The organism is Chitinimonas naiadis, assembly GCF_054780835.1.
Window position 1 is genome coordinate 523109 of the sequence record NZ_BAAGVO010000007.1, and the last position, 15675, is coordinate 538783.

The following is a 15675-nucleotide window of genomic DNA, read 5'->3' on the forward strand; positions in this document are numbered from 1 at the left end:
CTACTGGCAGGCCGAGGGCTACTCAAGTGCGCGATAAGGTGCGCGCTCGTCCAGTTCATCGAGGTAGTGGTTCATCCCCTCGCTTTCCCTCTCCAGGAAGCGACCTACCGCTTTGGCAAGCTGGGGGTTGGCCAGCCAGTGCCAGGATTGGGTGCCCACTGCTTCAAAGCCTCGCGCCAGCTTGTGCTCACCTTGCGCCCCCCCCTCGAATGCCGCGAGTCCGCGTTCGATCGCAAATTCGATGCCCTGGTGGTAGCAAAGCTCGAAATGCAGGCTGGGAACATATTCCAGCGCTCCCCAGTAGCGGCCATACAGGCGCTGTTCATCGAACAGGTTCAAGGCCGCTGCGATGGGCTCCTCCCCTCGATAGGCCAGGACCAGCAGGCAATGCCCAGGCATGGCGTTACCCAGTTGCTTGAAGAAATCCAGATTCAGATAGGGCGTAGAGCGGTGCGCGCGGTAGGTATGCTGGTAGCAGCGGTCAAAAAAGGCCCAGTCGGCTGCCGTAATGTCCCTGCCGGTCTTGCGCACTACCCGGATGCCGGCGTCAGCCACCTTGCGTCGCTCCTGCCTGAGCTTCTTGCGCTTGTCGTGATTCAGGGCGGACAGGAACGCCTCGTAGCTGTCATAACCGCGGTTTATCCAATGGAACTGCACGCTTTGCCGGCATAGCAGGCCTGCCTGCTCATAATGAGCCTGCTCGTCGCGGGCAGGGAAGAGACAATGAAAACCGGACAACCCTGCGGTCTTGACCATCAACAGTACGGCTCGCAGCAAGGTTGCGGCAGCGTCGGCACGATGTGCCAGGAGTCTGCTGCCCGGTACCGGAGTAAAGGGAATGGCGGCCAGCAGCTTGGGGTAGTAGTTCAGCCCTGCCCGCTCGCTGGCGTCGGCCCATGCCCAGTCGAAAACATACTCGCCCCAGGAGTGATACTTCAGGTAGAGCGGTATGGCGGCGATCAACTGCTCCCCTTCGTAAAGCGTTGCATACAAGGGCTGCCAGCCGGTATCGCTGCCTATGCAGCCTGTTTCTTCCAGGGCCAGCAGGAAGGCATGTCGCAGGAAAGGCTGCGAGCCCGCCAGGTCGTCCCACTGTACTGCCGGGATCTGATGGATACTATCGAGGAAGCGAGCTTCCCGTGTCGCTCCGGATGTTGCCTGGCTCATGGGGCTATCCTGGCCTGTCACGCAAGAATGGCCGGCAACTGGGGCGCATAGGTTTGGCGCTCCTTGGTGGCCGCGCCCAGCAGGACCAAACCAAGCAACTGGCCGGCCGCATCCTTGAACAAGGCCCGCAGTCCTTCCGTATCGGCTTCTACATGCCAGCTGCCGGCATTGCTGTCTACCGGTGGTGCAATCACGGCCGGACAGGCGGGCGTCTTCACTATGACAGGCATCGACGGGTAGGACAGCGTTGCGGCCTGTCCGGCGAGAATGCCACCGAGTGCCCGGGTCGCCTGCATGATGGGCAGCACGAAGGGCAGGACATGGCCAGCGACTTCGGCGCAATCACCCAATGCAAAAATATCCGGGTCGCTGGTGCGCAACTGCCGGTCGACCAGGATGCCCCTGCCGGTCTGTAGGCCGGCCGCCTGCGCCAATTCAATACGCGGCCGCAAACCAAGGGCAGACATGATCAGGTCACCCTGAAGTGCCTCGCCATCCGTGCAATGCACGAGATAGCCATCCCCTTCCCGCTCCACGGCGCTCACCGTCGTTTGCCAATGAAAGCGCACGCCCGCTTCGGTCAGCCTGTGCTCCATCCAGCGCCCTGCGGCTTCCGGCAGCAGGCGTGACAGGGGCCAGCCGGCAATATCCACCACCTCGACCGCGTGGCCGGTTGCCGCCAGATCATTGGCGAACTCGCAGCCGATCAGGCCACCGCCGAGCAGGATGACCCGTTGCTTGCCCGCCAGTGCGGCTCGGTAGCGTTCATAGTCGGCAAGATCATTGACTCGCAGTACCTCGGCGGCCCCGCTGCCGCTCAAGGGCGGACTGATGGAGTCCGCGCCCAAGGCCAGGACCAACTGGCTGTACGGCAGATTCCCCTCAGGCGTTACGATCTCCTTGCGGTCGCGATCAATGGCGCTTACCCGGGTGTGGGTGAGCAGGTCTGCACGCAACTCTTCCGCCATCTTGCTGGCGGGTTTCATCGCCAGTTGCGCCGCCGTCTTATTGGCTACCAGGCCATTGGACAACATGGGCTTGGAGTAGAAGTCGCCGGCGTCGGCGGTCACGATGCGCAGGTCGGCATCCGGTGCCTGCTTGCGCAGCTCGCGCGCCAGGTTGTAGGCGGCGAGCCCGGAACCGATCAATGTAATGGGTGCAGCCATGAAGGCTCCGTGGTGTGAGGCGTTGAAACGAAACTGCCCGGTGGGACCCACCGGGCAAGCTGTCTGGCCATTGCCAAGTTCGTCGCGCCGACTGGCGCCAAGGGTATGAGTTTATTCTACTGGCGCATTGCTCAGCATGCTGACTGCAGGCAGGCTGCTGCTAAGGATGGCTTGGCGTACGGCTTCGATCGCCTCGCGACGGGGAAAGTTGCGGCGCCAGGCCAACACCACGCGGCGCAACGGTGCCTGCCCCTTGAATGGCCGTATGGCCAGCAATTGTTCGTCAGCGGGGGTGATCGACGTTGCTGGCAGGACGGTCACGCCGATTCCTCCCGCGACCATATGTCGTATGGTCGTCAAGGAAGAGCCTTGCAGGGTCCGTTGCAGGCTGCTGCCGGTCGGCAGTGCCTCACGGTTCAGCTCGGGGCAGGTTTGCAGCACCTGATCGCGGAAGCAATTGCCCGGTGACAGCAGGAGTACATTCTCGTCTTCCAGCTGCGCGGCATCGATCGACTTGAGCGATTCCCAAGCATGCCCTTTGGGCGTGGCAACCACGAAGGGCTCATCATAGACCGCCTGGGTGGCGATGCCACTCTCCCGGAATGGTTCGGACAGAATGGCGATATCGATATCGCCCTGCTTGAGCATCTCGGCCAGGCGGGCGGTGTAGTTCTCTTCCAGCAGCAGCTGCATCTGCGGTGCCTTGGTCCGCAGGCTGGGGATCAGGAACGGCAGCAAATAAGGGCTGATGGTATAGATGGAGCCTAGCCGCAAGGGACCGGAAAGCGGGTCCTTGCCCTGCTCTGCCAGCTGCTTGATGGTCTGTACCTGCTCCAGCACGCGTTGTGCTTCCGAGACGATGCGCTCCCCTATCGGGGTGATGGAGACATCCCCCGCCGAGCGCTCGAACAACGTAACACCCAGCTCGTCTTCCAGCTTCTTTACCGCCACCGACAAGGTGGGCTGGCTGACAAAGCAAGCACCCGCAGCTCTACCAAAATGGCGTTCGCGGGCAACGGCAACGATGTACTTCAGCTCGGTCAGGGTCATGGCGCTCGGCTTGGTCCTATCAGCGACAGCAATCGGGTATTAGCAAAAGCTTACACTCGTGTCGCCCACAAGTCATATTCGTCAGCATCGGTGATTTCCACATTGAGGAAGTCGCCTACTTTCACGCCAGCTGCATGATCAACATAGACCAGGCCATCAATCTCCGGCGCATCGGCATAGCTGCGGGCAACAATGCCCTGCTCGTCGATCTCGTCTACCAGTACGGTCAGCTTGCGGCCAATCTTGGCCTGCAGCTTGGCGGCACTGATGGCAGCCTGCTTTTCCATGAAGCGGGCCTTGCGCTCCTCGGCGACTTCCGGCTCGACATGGTTGGGCAGGTCGTTGGCGGTTGCGCCGTCAACCGGCGAATAGGTAAAGCAACCCACGCGATCAAGCTGGGCTTCACCGATGAAATCCATCAGTTCCTGGAAGTCTGCCTCGGTCTCGCCGGGAAAGCCGGTGATGAAGGTGGAGCGAATGGCGATATCAGGGCAGATGGCTCGCCACGCTTCCAGGCGCTTGAGCACGTTCTCTGCGTTGGCCGGGCGCTTCATGGCCTTCAGCACGTTGCGGCTGGCATGCTGGAAAGGGATGTCCAGATAAGGCAACACCTTGCCGGCGGCCATCAGTTCGATCACTTCATCCACATGCGGGTAGGGATAGACATAGTGCAGGCGAACCCAGATACCCATGTCGCCCAGCTCCCGCACCAGTTCCGTCATGCGGGTCTTCACCGGGCGACCGTTGTGGAAACCCGTCTTGTATTTCACGTCCACGCCATAGGCGCTGGTGTCCTGCGAGATCACCAGCAACTCCTTCACACCCGCCTTGGCGAGGTTTTCGGCTTCCCTCAGGACTTCATGGATCGGTCGCGAATCCAGGTCGCCGCGCATCGATGGAATGATGCAGAAGGAGCAACGGTGGTTACAGCCTTCCGATATCTTGAGATAGGCATAGTGCTTGGGCGTCAGCTTGATCCCTTGCGGCGGCACCAGGTCGATGAAAGGATCGTGCGGCTTGGGCAGGTGCGTATGGACAGCCGCCATGACCTCCTGGGTGGCATGGGGGCCCGTCACGGCCAATACCGAGGGATGCACGTTGCGGATCTGGTTGCCGCCATCCTTGGCGCCCAGGCAACCGGTCACGATCACCTTGCCGTTCTCGTTCAGGGCTTCACCGATGGCGTCCAGCGACTCGGCCACCGCGCTGTCGATAAAGCCGCAGGTGTTGACCACCACAAGGTCCGCATCCTGATAGCTGGGCGAGATGGCGTAGCCCTCTGCGCGCAACTGGGTCAGGATCTGTTCTGAATCTACGAGTGCCTTGGGACAGCCTAGGCTGACGAAACCGACTTTGGGGGAGTGCATAACAAATCCTCGATACAAAAGCAGAACGGGCGTGTCACGCGACACGCCCGCTTGAATAAAACGTATTTTAAAACAGTAGACTACTTCTTGTCGCTGCTTCCTGGCGGGAAGCCAAAGCCGGTCCACATGTTTTTGGTTCTGTCCTGCAGCTGCTGCTGCATCTCGACGAACATATTGGTGCTTTGCTCAAGGTAGCTGGTCATCATGTTCTGCATGGCCGGCGCCTGGAACTTCATGAAATCACCCCAGAGGTTGGCATTGCCAGCGAGAGGGTTGTCGCCCTGGCCGTAGACCGACTTCGATTGATCCTGCAGGCGCTGTTGCATCTGATTGAACAGCTGCAGGTTCTTTTCCAGGTAGTTGCCCATCAGCCCCTGCATGGCATGGCCGTAGAAGCGGATGATCTGGGTCAGCACGTCGTAGGTGAACATCGGCGCACCGCCGCTCTCCTCTTCGAGGATGATCTGTAACAGCACGCTACGGGTAATGTCCTCGTGCGTCTTGGCATCTTCAACGGCGATCTCGACGTTTTCAAGTACCAGCTGCTTGACGTCATCAAGTGTGATATAGCAACTCGTGGCCGTGTCATAGAGGCGACGGTTGGGGTACTTCTTGATGATGCGCTTTTCGTTATCAGCCAAGTTTGTCTCCGTGTTTTTTTGTGAATCAATGACTTAGCAAGAAAGATTAGCACTGCTGCGATGCAGCATGGCGTTCTTGACGGCCCAAAACCCACTTCCTAGAATGAATTCTGTTGTGCGAAGCAGCATAACTATAACGCAAGCCTTTGCATACAGCACCCCTACCCAACGTGAGGAGCGATACATGAGCCAAGCCCCCTATTCCGAGTTGGCACAGCAACAACTGGAAATGGCCCTGCAGGTTGCACGCATCAGCCTGGATAGCGCAGAGAAATTGTTGCAGCTACAGCTAGAGGCTGCCAAAGAGGCGCTGGATGGTTCTGCCCAGAGTGTCGCCAAGTTGGCCGAGGTGAAAGACCCGCAGAAAGCTCTGGCGGTGCGGGCAGAGCTGGCTGAACAGGCCATGGGCTCCATGCTCGGCTTGTCCCGTAATATCTATGAGCTGGCCGCCCAGGCGCAAGCCGAGCTCGCCAGGCTGGGTGAAGCCCGTGCCGGCGAATTGCAGAGCAGCCTGCTCGAAGGCTTCGAGAAGCTCAGCAAGAACAGTCCGGCTGGCGGCGATGTGTTGGGCTCGACCTTCAAGTCCAGCATCGCGGCAAGCCAGGCCGCGTTCGATAGCCTGAACAAGGCCGCCCGCCAGGTCGCCGAGTTTGCCGATGCCAGCCTCAAGGCGGCGACGACCGCGACAACCGAATCGGTGAAATCCGGCAAGCGTGGCAAATAGAGGACCGGGCAGTACGCATCAGTAAAAACGCCACCGCATCACATACCAGGCTGGGCTGGATACGATGGGTGGCGTAGTCAGGGCCGGTCAGGCCGGCCCATTCATGACAAGGCGGTTTATCCCCGGCCAGGAATGGCTGCTAGCAGCTTCTGGGTGTAAGGATGCTGTGGATCACGGTACAGCTGATCCGAATTGGCATACTCCACCATCTCGCCCTGGTTCATGACCAGCACCTCATCCGAGATGTATTTCACGACGCTCAGGTCGTGGGAGATGAACAGATAGCTCATGCCGTACTCTTCCTGCAGTTCCTGCAGCAGGTTGAGTACCTGGGCCTGTACCGATACATCCAGTGCCGAGACGGATTCGTCGCAGACAATGATTTCCGGCTTCATGGTCAGGCAGCGTGCAATGCTGATCCGCTGACGCTGGCCACCCGAAAATTCATGCGGGTACTTGAAGAAGGCACCATCCGGCATCGAGACACGCTTGAGCAATTCACGGGCGTGGTCGGCGCGATCCTTGTCGTTCTCGAAAATACCGTGAACCCGCATCGGTTCCATCAGGATATCGCCGACGGTGAAACGGGGGTTCAGGCTGGCGTACGGGTTCTGGAAGATGATGTTGAGCCGTTTCTTGTACGGCAGGTAGTCCTTGTCGGACAGCTTCATCATGTCCTTGCCGTCGAACAGCACTTCACCGCCCTGGCATGAATGCAGGCGCAGGATGGTCTTGCCCAAGGTGGTCTTGCCAGAGCCGGACTCACCCACGATACCCACGGTCTTGCCACGTGCCAGCTTGAAGCTGACGTCCTTGACGGCATGCACTTCCCGCTTGCCGAACAGGCCCTGCTTCATGGTGTAGGTCTTGCTGAGGCCCTTGACCTCCAGCAGGATGGGATCCGACGGGTTGACACCTCGAGGACGCTCGCCCTTGGGCAGGTCCTTGTCGCGACCACTCAGGAAGTCCTCTACCACCGGCAAGCGCATGGGCCGGCTGTCGATATGTGGACGGCAAGCCAGCAAGGCGCGGGTATAGGGATCCTGGGGGGCCTCAAACAGGCGTTCCGAGCTACCTTGTTCCTTGATCACGCCATGCTGCATCACGACAACGTGATCGGCGATTTCACGCACCAGCTCCAGGTCATGGGTGATGAACAGGATGCTCATGCCGTGGCTGCGCTGCAGCTTCTTGAGCAGTTCGATGATCTGCTTCTGCACGGTTACATCCAAGGCCGTGGTCGGCTCGTCGGCGATCAGCAGTTTGGGTTCGCAGGCGATCGCCATGGCGATCATCACGCGCTGCTGCTGCCCGCCCGACATCTCGTGCGGATAGCTGTCGATACGCTTGGTCGCATCGGGAATGCCGACCTCATTCAAAAGCTCGATCGCCCGCTCGCGTGCCGCCTTCTTGCTGATGTTCTTGTGCAACATCAGTACTTCGACGATCTGCTGGCCGACCCGGTAGACCGGGTTCAGGGAGGTCATCGGGTCCTGGAAGATCATCGAGATCTGCTGGCCGCAACGGCGGCGGCGCTGATCGTCGCTTTCCTTCAGGAGATCGACGCCGTCGAACAGGACCTGGCTGTCAGCCGCAAACTCGGTATTGGTCTTGGGCAACAAGCCCATGATCGCCATCGCCGACACCGATTTGCCCGAGCCGGACTCGCCCACAAGGGCGACGGTCGAATGCTCGGGTACGACGTAGTTCACACCTTTCAGGGCTTCAAAACGTTGGCCCTGACCCATGCGGAAAGTGACCCGCAGGTTCTTGATTTCAAGCAGATTCTTTTGGCTCATCATGCATCCTGGCGCTTAGCGGCGAGTGGCTTTGGGGTCAAAGGCGTCACGCAGTACATCGGTGAACAGCCCGAAACAGACCACGAAGGTCGACATGACAATGGCGACGGTCGCCAGTTGCCACCACTTGCCAAGGACCAGCTCAACCGTTACCTCATTGATCATTACGCCCCAGGAAATCGAATCCAGCGGTACGCCAAAGCCCAGGAAGGACAGCACGACTTCGGCCTTGATGAAGTCGATTACCAGTTGTGACAGTTGCACCAGGATCAGGTGGGACACGTTGGGCAGGATATGTATGAACATCATGCGGCCCTGGCTTGCGCCGATGGCATTCGCAGCCTGTACATATTCGCGACCACGCTGCTTGATGTACTCCGCCCGTACCAGTCGGTAGACGCTGGTCCAGCCCGTCAGGCCCAACACAATGATCACCGCGCTGATGCCCTTGGTCCCCACGGCACCGGCAATGGCGAGCACCAGCAGGAAGTAAGGCATGGCGGTGAAGATGCTGTAGAACCATTCCAGGATGTCGCCGATGGTGCGGCCAAAATAGCCGCTGATAGCGCCGAGAACCGTACCGATGGCAACGGCCAGCAGTGCCGCGAGCACACCTACGGTGATCGAGACCTCGCCGCCCTTGATGGCCTTGGAAAGGACATCACGACCCCATTTGTCACCACCCAGCGGCAGGGACTCCGCACGCTTCTCCTCGAAGGAGGGATAGGCCTTGGCGGCTTCGTCGATCTGCGCGTCGTAGCTGGCCAATGGGTCGACAGCACGGGTCGCATCATCCATCGGGATGCTTTCCGGCTTCATCTGACTGTTCTTGCCGAAAGGATTCGGTTCATCGGCCATGAAGCTCGGATTGGCGAACGAGACACCGACACCCTTGCTCCAGTCCTGCGCAACCAGGCCAAATTTGGAGGCCATGGCGAGCGCGAAATAGAGACCGAGTATGAGCATGCAGAACTTGGCCAGGTTGTCGCGCCAGAGGCGCTTGCCGGCAGCCTGCCAAAAGCTTTGTGAGGCTTGTTGAGACATGGTTTTGCTTCCCCGATTATTTGAATTCAACGCGCGGATCGAGCCACTTGTAGAGGACGTCGACCAGCAGGTTGGCGATCATGGTGACCAAGGCGGTGTAGACGGTAATGGCCTTGATAATCGGGAAGTCATTGTTGCTGACGGCCAGCACAATTTCGCCGCCGATGCCTGGAATCGAGAAAATCTTCTCGATCAGGAACGAGCCGATCAGCAAGCCGGGCAGTTGCAGGCCCAGGTTGGTCACAATGGGTACCGCGGCATTGCGCAGTACGTGGACCAGCATTACGCGGCTCTCCCCTGCCCCTTTGGCGCGGGCCGTGCGCACGTAGTCCTGGTTGGCTTCTTCAACGATAAAGGAGCGGTAGAGGCGCAGGCTAGGTGCGACCGAGACCAGCAGGACCAGGAACACCGGCAATGGTGCGTAACGGGTCAGGTTGGTCCAGAGGTCGTTCATGGCCCAACCACTCACCGGGAACCAGCCCAGCACACGACCGACCACGTACTGACCTACGACCACATACAGCAGCAAGCTGATTGACATGGCCGCGGTCGAGATGGTGACGATGGTGCGGTCTGTCAGCGAGCCACGGCGATAGGCCACCCAGGAGGCGAGGCCGACGGCGATCAGGGCGTCCAGCACCCACACCTGCAGCATGATGGTCAGGGTGACGGGCGCGCGTTGCAGCAGCAGTGCGGAGACCGATTCATTGGTACTCCAGCTGCGGCCGAAGTCGAACGTGATGACCTGCTTGGCAAAGATCAGCAACTGCATCCACCATGGGTCAAGCAGGCCGAGCTGGGCCTGGATGGCGGCGATCTTTTCCTTGTTGGGTATCTTGCCGGCCAGGATGACGCTGGGGTCGGCTCCGAACACATTGAAAATAACGAACACCAGCAACATGACCCCGATCATCGTCGGGATCATCTGCCAGATGCGGCGAATCAGGTAGGAAGTCATTTTGCACCCTCGACCAGCTTGCGTTGACCGGTAATTTCCTTGAAGAAGGCATCGGAGTTCGGCTCACGACCGAGGAAACGACGCACCAGTTCCATTTCAGGAACTTGCGAGCCGTTTTCCAGAATGGTCTTGCGGAAGCGCATGCCTACATCGGTATTCATGAAGTTGCCGGCAAAGGCGGAGCGCATGTCCAGCGCCAGCACTTCGGACCACATATAGCCGTAGTAGCCAGCGGCATAGCCACCGACAATATGGCCAAAGGTGCCGGGAAACTCGGTGCCCTTGACATAGCCGAGCGCCGTATCGCCTTCCATCTTCTGCCACAGCTTCAGCGGCTGCTTGGGCAGCGGGCCGGCCAGTGCCATGTCATAGGCTGCGTAGAGCCATTGCCGGGCGTACTTGGTGCCCTGGCCAAACTGCCGAGCCTCGTTCATCTTGGCAATCAGGCCCATGTCGATGGGCTTGCAGCTGGCGCATACCTCGCTCCACAGCTTCAGCGCATCGGGATGGCGTGACCACTCCTCGTACATCTGGGATGGGGCTTCGACGAAATCGCGCTTGGTATTGGTGCCGGCATTGAGGGTGTAGCGTGTCTTGCTCAGGACGCCGTGCATGATGTGGCCGAACTCATGAAACAGCGTTTCCAGTTCTTCCTCATCAAAGCCCTTGCGGCTGAAGTTGGTCACCAGCGAGGAAACCGGGGTGGTGCCGGCAAGCGTGCTGACCTGGCGTACGCTGAATGCCGCGGCGTGCTTGTACTTGCCGTCACGCGGGAACAGGTCGAGGTAGAAGCTGGAGACATACTCCCCGCTCGCCTTGTCGAAGACGTCATAGCCTTTGACATCGGCATGCCAGACCGGCAGTTGCGCGTTCGGACGGAACTCCACGCCGTACAGCTTGCTGGTGACGGCCATCATCCAGTTGATGGTTGCCTCGGTCGGGAACTGGGCGCGTACCGCTTCCTGATCCAGCTGGTAGCGGCTGTGCTTGAGGCGGCTCTCATAGAACGAGAGGTCCCAGCGCTGCAGCTTCGCCTTGGCGTCACCCGTGTGGGTGGCCTTTTCTGCGGTCAGCTCGGCCAGTTCCTGCTTCTCCACCTTGCCGACCTGGTCCTTGACCTTGGCCAGGAAGTCGAGCACGACCTCGGGCTTGCCGACCATATTGGTGCGGGTTGCCCAGGCTGCATAGGAGGGATAGCCCATCAGGGTGGCCAAACGCTTACGCAGTTCGTTCACTTCCTGCAGGATGGCGATGTTCTGCTTGCCGCCGCGCTGCTGATAGGCGGTATACAACTGCTGCCTTACGGTTTCGCGTTCGGCATGCTCCATCACCGGCAAGTACTCGGGGTAGTCGAAACCCACCAAATAGTTGCCCTTGTCGTCCCGCTTGAAGTTGGCCAGCGTTTCGGTTGGCACACCTTCGAGGTCTGCTGCGGTGAAGGTCAGCTTCTGCTTGTTCTCGCGCACATTGCGAGCAAAGTCCTGCTGCAATTTGTCGAGCCGGGCAAATAGCCGGGCTGCTTCCTGACGTTGCTTCGGCGGCAGGCTGACACCCTTGTCCTCGAATTCGTTCAGGATGCCCTTGATGGTCTCTGCGTCGATGGCGTCGGCAGGCTTGACCGCCTTGAAGCGCTGGTACAGGGCCGCGCTCTGCATCACATCGTTCATCACGGCCGATATCTTCAGGCCGCAAGCCTCATAGGCCTGGCGAACCTTTTCATCGGGGTGTACGTTGGCGAGCAGGTCACCACCCCACCAGAACTCCCCCAGCGTGCCCACGCTCGCGCTCCATGGCTTGAGCACGGTACCCGGGCTGGCTTGCGTCAGCGGCAGTTTTTCAATCACCGTCGCTGCGGTCTTGATCTGCGCTATGGACGCATCGCAAATGCGGGGTACATCGGCAGCGCTTGCTTGGCTGATCTCACCGCGTTCTGCGGCAATGGCGATTGGTGCCCACAGGCAGGCAATCAGCAGGCTGATCTTGTTCATAACGTCTCCACTAGTCTCTGAGCGGCTATAGGTATGCGAGTTACTTGGCCTGCTGGCCCTGGCGCTTTAACCGCTGTGCCATATCGATGTCCCACATCAGGAAATGCGGGAACTGATCGGGGTGCGGCACGTAGCCCATCACCCACGGCTGGGACAGGAAGGTATCAACCTTGTAGAACTCGAGCATCCATGGCGCGTAGGCGGCGACGATACGGCTCATCTGGCGCAGTTTTTCGGTACGCACTTCCGAGTCGGGCATGGAAGCGATCTCTTCGTACAGCTTGTCGAAATCCTTGTTCTGGAAACGGGATTCGTTGGCCGGGCCGGAGTTGGGGCCGTACAGCAGCTGCATGAAGTTTTCGGCGTCGGGATAATCGGCATTCCAGGCGCCGTAGGCCATCTGGTATTTGCCGTTCTGACGCGCATTGATCAGGTCGGGGAATTGGACCTTCTTCACATCACTCTTGATCTTGAGCCGGTTCCAGGTAACGAGCACGTGCTCTTCATCGTCACGTGTGTCCTTACCGATCGAGGTCAGGTAGGTGATCTTCAGCGGCTTGCAGCCAGGCGCTTCACGCCATCCGTCACCATCGCAGTCCTTGTAGCCGAACACATCCAGCATGGCGTTGCCACGAGCGGGATCAAAGCGCAGCAAGGCATTACGGAACTTGGGGTCGAAACCGGCGACGTTGGGGCCGATAGGCGAGTAGGCCTGCTCCACCGTCCCCATCTTCACTACCCAGTTGTTCCAGGCGCTGTTGAAGGCCAGCGAGAAAGCGCGCCGCAAGGCGACCTGCTCAGGCTTGTAGCCGCCAACGGTCGGGTCTTCCATATTGAACATCTTCCACTGCACCGACTGGGAGAGTTCACGGAAGTGTTGCCAATGGAACTTCTGATACTTGGGCGCGAGCGAACCGCCAGGCGCAACGGTGTTGGCGAGGTTGGGGTCCAGCTCGGCCATGATTTCCAGGCCGCCATCGTCGAATGCCAGCCAGGCCGATTGAGGCGACTCGATGATGCGGATATCCACGACACCAACCTGCGGGAACACCTTGCCCTGCAGGATCTTGACCATGGCGGGATCGATGTTCTGGCCGCCGGCAACAGGCTCATAGCGATAGCCGCGATAGTTAGGATTGGCTTCGAGGACGATGCGGTTGCGACGCTCCCAGGTGCGCAACTTGTACGCGCCGGTACCGACGGGATGGGCGTCGACATCTTCGCCATATTTCTCGATCACTTCGCGCGCCATGCCGCTGGTTGCCGGCATTGCCAGTATCTGCGGGATCAGGAAATCGGGGCGCTTTAGATTGAATTGCAGGGTGTAGCGATCAAGCGCCTTGATACCCTCGATCGGGCTGTCATAGTCGAACTTGCCCGACTTCTGTGCCGCTGCAATCTTTTCATCCAGGCCAATCAGCTTGCCCTTGATGATGAAGTCCCATGGCGCACCGCGATTGGCGGGATCCACGATCCGTTGCAGCGAATAGACGAAATCCTGCGCGACCAGTTCACGCTTCTTGCCGCCAAAGGCAGCATCATCGGCAAAGTAGATGCCCTTCTTGATGCGGATGGTGTACTGCTTGCCATCAGCCGTCATCTGGGGAAGCGACTCCGCTACCTTGGGCACCAGCTTCATGGGGCGCGCCAGGTAGTCATATTCGTACAGCGATTCGAATATGGTGAAGTTGATGTTGTTGGAGTAGTGGTCGGTGTACTTCGCCGGGTCAAAACCCGCTTCCGGAGCGCGGAAGTAATAGCGCAGTACCTTGTTCATATCTGCCGTTTGAGCTGCGGCAGGTGAGACAAGGCCGGCAACGAGGCAGGCCAACCCTGCGAACGTAGCAAGTTTCATGGTCTTGAAGATCGCTATGGAAAACGGCTGGTGGGAGAAGGGGCAAGCAGGGGGATCGCCCCCGTATTGCACCCGGAGCAACGGTAAATGCAACAAGGGCAGGTGTGACTGAAGTCACCCCTGCCCTACTGAATCAACGCTGTTGGGCGTAATAAGTCCAGAGACGCGCCAGATCGGCGGTACCATCGGTGCCCTTGACGGTCTTCAGGGTCTGGATGGCCTTCGCCTTCTGGCCTGCAATCTGATAGGCGATACCAAGACGCAGCTTGGCGTCATCCGGGCGCTTCAGATTACCCTTGGCAATGCCTTGTTCGATCAGTGCAATGCCCTTGGCGGCCTGGCCGGCACCCACGTAGTTCATGCCGACGCTGACCAGCTGCGAGCCGTCTGCAGCCGCGGTCGCATCCTTCTCGGTCTGAGCCTGGGTCTTTTGCTCGTCGGCGAGACGCTTGTTAGCAAGGTCACGCAAACGCTTCTGGCGCTCGGCTTCGGCGCCGCTACCGAAGACATTGCTGCTGAAGGCCTGGTCGACGATCTTCTTGCCTTCGGCGTTGAAGCCTTCCTGCAGTGCAAGCTGAGCCATTTCCATGTAGTCGTTGGCAGAAACCAGGTTGCCAGTGGCGAGCTTGAGACGGTAGACGTCCAGTGCCAGGCGATCAGCGAAACCGCTCTTGCGCTGGAGACGATTGATGATATCGGTCCAGACCGACTTGTCTGGGTAGTGAGCAACCAGCTTTTCCAGCGTGCCAATGTAACCATCGGTATTGCTGAGCTTCAGGTAGCAGTTCGCAAGCAGTTGCAGCTTGTCCTTGGCGGGCGTGCGGCCAGCCTTTTCGTCGGCGTTGACCTGTGCCTGCAGATCCTTGGCGGTCGCAGCAAAGTCACCACTCATGTAGCGCAGCTGCGGGATCAAACCGGTGATCTGCGAATTGGTACCACCTTCCTTGGCGTAGCGATTCGCCCAGACGGCAGTACTGTTGTAATCCTTGGCGCGATAGAAGGCGCTGACCAGTGCTTCCATGGCGCTCAGCTTTTCGGCGCCGGACATCTTGCCCGAACCCATTGCGGATTCAAGGGACTTGGCTGCCAGTTGCGCATCGCCGGCACCTGCTGCGGCAAAACCACGCATCCGGTCAACGACGAAGGTCTCGTACCCACTCTTGTTCGGCGCAGCTGCAGCCTCGTTGATCTTGGCGAGCGCTTCCTTGTACTTCCCGCTCTTGAGCAGGCCACTGGCGGCTTGAAGGGGCTTGCCCACTTCAGGTCGGACAGTATCAGACTCTGCCATGACAACGGCAGGACTGGTGGTGATGGAAGTGAGGACGGGGAAACCGAGTGCAGCCCACAGGAGCAGACCGACGGAGAAAGGACGTGTACGCATCGTTGTTCCGACTTTGCCGTAGCGTGAAAAAACAAAGCGCGACGGCACCGCTGAACGATGCCGTCGCCGCCTGGTACGTATTACATAAACTGTTCGTTACCGACCATGCCGATCTTGGTAACACCAAGACGCTGGGCCGCAGCCATCACCGCTGCAACATCCTTGTACGGAACAAGTTTGTTGGGCCGCAGGTGAACTTCCGGCTGATCAGGGATGGCAGCGTATTCCTGGAACTTGGCTTCGAGTGCCGCATGATTCGGCACAACTTGACCGTCCAGGAAAACCGTACCATCAAAGTCGATATCGACACGATGCACGATCGGCTCGGTAGTTTTCGGCGGCGGATTGCCAGCCGGCATATCGAGCTTCACGGCATGCAACTGCACCGGGATGGTGATGATCAACATGATCAACAACACCAACATCACGTCGATCAACGGCGTGGTGTTCATCTCGGCCATAACTTCCGGATCGCCGGAGCTATTACCAGAGCCTACATTCATGCCCATGGCTTATCCCTCGTTAATTGGCTTGC

General features: G+C 59.2%; 13 protein-coding genes. 1 reads left to right on the plus strand and 12 read right to left on the minus strand.

What is annotated here, in order from left to right; translation table 11 throughout:
- Positions 1–18 precede the first annotated feature (18 nt).
- The 5 genes from ACYVHK_RS22645 to phaR all read right to left on the minus strand — a co-directional run bounded on the left by ACYVHK_RS22645 (position 19) and on the right by phaR (position 5391).
- Positions 19–1167 (minus strand): GNAT family N-acetyltransferase, encoded by a 1149-nt coding sequence (locus ACYVHK_RS22645; RefSeq protein WP_460536887.1) that lies wholly within the window; start codon positions 1165–1167, stop codon positions 19–21.
- 17 nt (positions 1168–1184) lie between these two features.
- On the minus strand, positions 1185–2333 hold the full coding sequence (locus ACYVHK_RS22650) for an FAD-dependent oxidoreductase (RefSeq protein ID WP_460536889.1): 1149 nt from the start codon (positions 2331–2333) through the stop codon (positions 1185–1187).
- 111 nt (positions 2334–2444) lie between these two features.
- Positions 2445–3383, minus strand: coding sequence for a hydrogen peroxide-inducible genes activator (locus tag ACYVHK_RS22655; RefSeq protein ID WP_460536891.1), 939 nt, complete (start codon positions 3381–3383; stop codon positions 2445–2447).
- Positions 3384–3433: 50 nt separating this feature from the next.
- Complete coding sequence (rimO, locus tag ACYVHK_RS22660) at positions 3434–4750, minus strand: ribosomal protein S12 methylthiotransferase (RefSeq protein ID WP_460536893.1); 1317 nt, start codon at positions 4748–4750, stop codon at positions 3434–3436.
- A gap of 80 nt (positions 4751–4830) precedes the next feature.
- Positions 4831–5391 carry a polyhydroxyalkanoate synthesis repressor PhaR gene (gene phaR, locus ACYVHK_RS22665; protein ID WP_460536896.1) on the minus strand — a complete coding sequence of 187 codons (561 nt, stop codon included), beginning with the start codon at positions 5389–5391 and terminating at the stop codon, positions 4831–4833.
- A gap of 184 nt (positions 5392–5575) precedes the next feature.
- Here phaR and ACYVHK_RS22670 point away from each other — a divergent pair, with 184 nt between their 5' ends.
- Positions 5576–6115, plus strand: a complete 540-nt coding sequence (locus ACYVHK_RS22670) for a phasin family protein (protein ID WP_460536898.1) — start codon at positions 5576–5578, stop codon at positions 6113–6115.
- A gap of 116 nt (positions 6116–6231) precedes the next feature.
- On the opposite strand, the gene ACYVHK_RS22675 is transcribed toward ACYVHK_RS22670, so the two are convergent.
- The 7 genes from ACYVHK_RS22675 to ACYVHK_RS22705 all read right to left on the minus strand — a co-directional run bounded on the left by ACYVHK_RS22675 (position 6232) and on the right by ACYVHK_RS22705 (position 15649).
- The gene (locus ACYVHK_RS22675; RefSeq protein WP_460536901.1) at positions 6232–7914 is read right to left on the minus strand and encodes an ABC transporter ATP-binding protein; all 1683 of its coding nucleotides are present in this window, start codon (positions 7912–7914) and stop codon (positions 6232–6234) included.
- Positions 7915–7929: 15 nt separating this feature from the next.
- The gene (locus tag ACYVHK_RS22680) at positions 7930–8958 is read right to left on the minus strand and encodes an ABC transporter permease (protein ID WP_460536903.1); all 1029 of its coding nucleotides are present in this window, start codon (positions 8956–8958) and stop codon (positions 7930–7932) included.
- Between the two features lie 16 nt (positions 8959–8974).
- Positions 8975–9916: an ABC transporter permease gene (locus tag ACYVHK_RS22685; RefSeq protein WP_460536905.1), complete on the minus strand. Its 942-nt coding sequence runs from the start codon at positions 9914–9916 to the stop codon at positions 8975–8977.
- On the minus strand, positions 9913–11904 hold the full coding sequence (locus ACYVHK_RS22690; protein WP_460536907.1) for a M3 family metallopeptidase: 1992 nt from the start codon (positions 11902–11904) through the stop codon (positions 9913–9915). Before ACYVHK_RS22690 ends, ACYVHK_RS22685 begins: the two co-directional genes overlap by 4 nt.
- Positions 11905–11944: 40 nt before the next feature.
- Positions 11945–13681: a periplasmic substrate-binding domain-containing protein gene (locus tag ACYVHK_RS22695; RefSeq protein ID WP_460536909.1), complete on the minus strand. Its 1737-nt coding sequence runs from the start codon at positions 13679–13681 to the stop codon at positions 11945–11947.
- A 211-nt stretch (positions 13682–13892) separates the two neighbouring features.
- On the minus strand, positions 13893–15140 hold the full coding sequence (locus tag ACYVHK_RS22700; RefSeq protein WP_460536912.1) for a tetratricopeptide repeat protein: 1248 nt from the start codon (positions 15138–15140) through the stop codon (positions 13893–13895).
- 80 nt (positions 15141–15220) lie between these two features.
- Entirely contained in the window at positions 15221–15649 is a 429-nt protein-coding gene (locus ACYVHK_RS22705) for an ExbD/TolR family protein (RefSeq protein ID WP_460536914.1), read from the minus strand.
- Positions 15650–15675: the final 26 nt, after the last annotated feature.

Coding starts and splice junctions, on each gene's coding strand:
- ACYVHK_RS22695 (WP_460536909.1), bottom strand. CDS start 13,681: ATGAACAAGGTACTGCGCTATTACTTCCGCGCTCCGGAAGCGGGTTTT.
- ACYVHK_RS22705 (WP_460536914.1), bottom strand. CDS start 15,649: ATGGGCATGAATGTAGGCTCTGGTAATAGCTCCGGCGATCCGGAAGTT.
- ACYVHK_RS22685 (WP_460536905.1), bottom strand. CDS start 9,916: ATGACTTCCTACCTGATTCGCCGCATCTGGCAGATGATCCCGACGATG.
- ACYVHK_RS22690 (WP_460536907.1), bottom strand. CDS start 11,904: ATGAACAAGATCAGCCTGCTGATTGCCTGCCTGTGGGCACCAATCGCC.
- ACYVHK_RS22650 (WP_460536889.1), bottom strand. CDS start 2,333: ATGGCTGCACCCATTACATTGATCGGTTCCGGGCTCGCCGCCTACAAC.
- ACYVHK_RS22645 (WP_460536887.1), bottom strand. CDS start 1,167: ATGAGCCAGGCAACATCCGGAGCGACACGGGAAGCTCGCTTCCTCGAT.
- ACYVHK_RS22700 (WP_460536912.1), bottom strand. CDS start 15,140: ATGCGTACACGTCCTTTCTCCGTCGGTCTGCTCCTGTGGGCTGCACTC.
- rimO (WP_460536893.1), bottom strand. CDS start 4,750: ATGCACTCCCCCAAAGTCGGTTTCGTCAGCCTAGGCTGTCCCAAGGCA.
- ACYVHK_RS22670 (WP_460536898.1), top strand. CDS start 5,576: ATGAGCCAAGCCCCCTATTCCGAGTTGGCACAGCAACAACTGGAAATG.
- ACYVHK_RS22675 (WP_460536901.1), bottom strand. CDS start 7,914: ATGAGCCAAAAGAATCTGCTTGAAATCAAGAACCTGCGGGTCACTTTC.
- ACYVHK_RS22655 (WP_460536891.1), bottom strand. CDS start 3,383: ATGACCCTGACCGAGCTGAAGTACATCGTTGCCGTTGCCCGCGAACGC.
- ACYVHK_RS22680 (WP_460536903.1), bottom strand. CDS start 8,958: ATGTCTCAACAAGCCTCACAAAGCTTTTGGCAGGCTGCCGGCAAGCGC.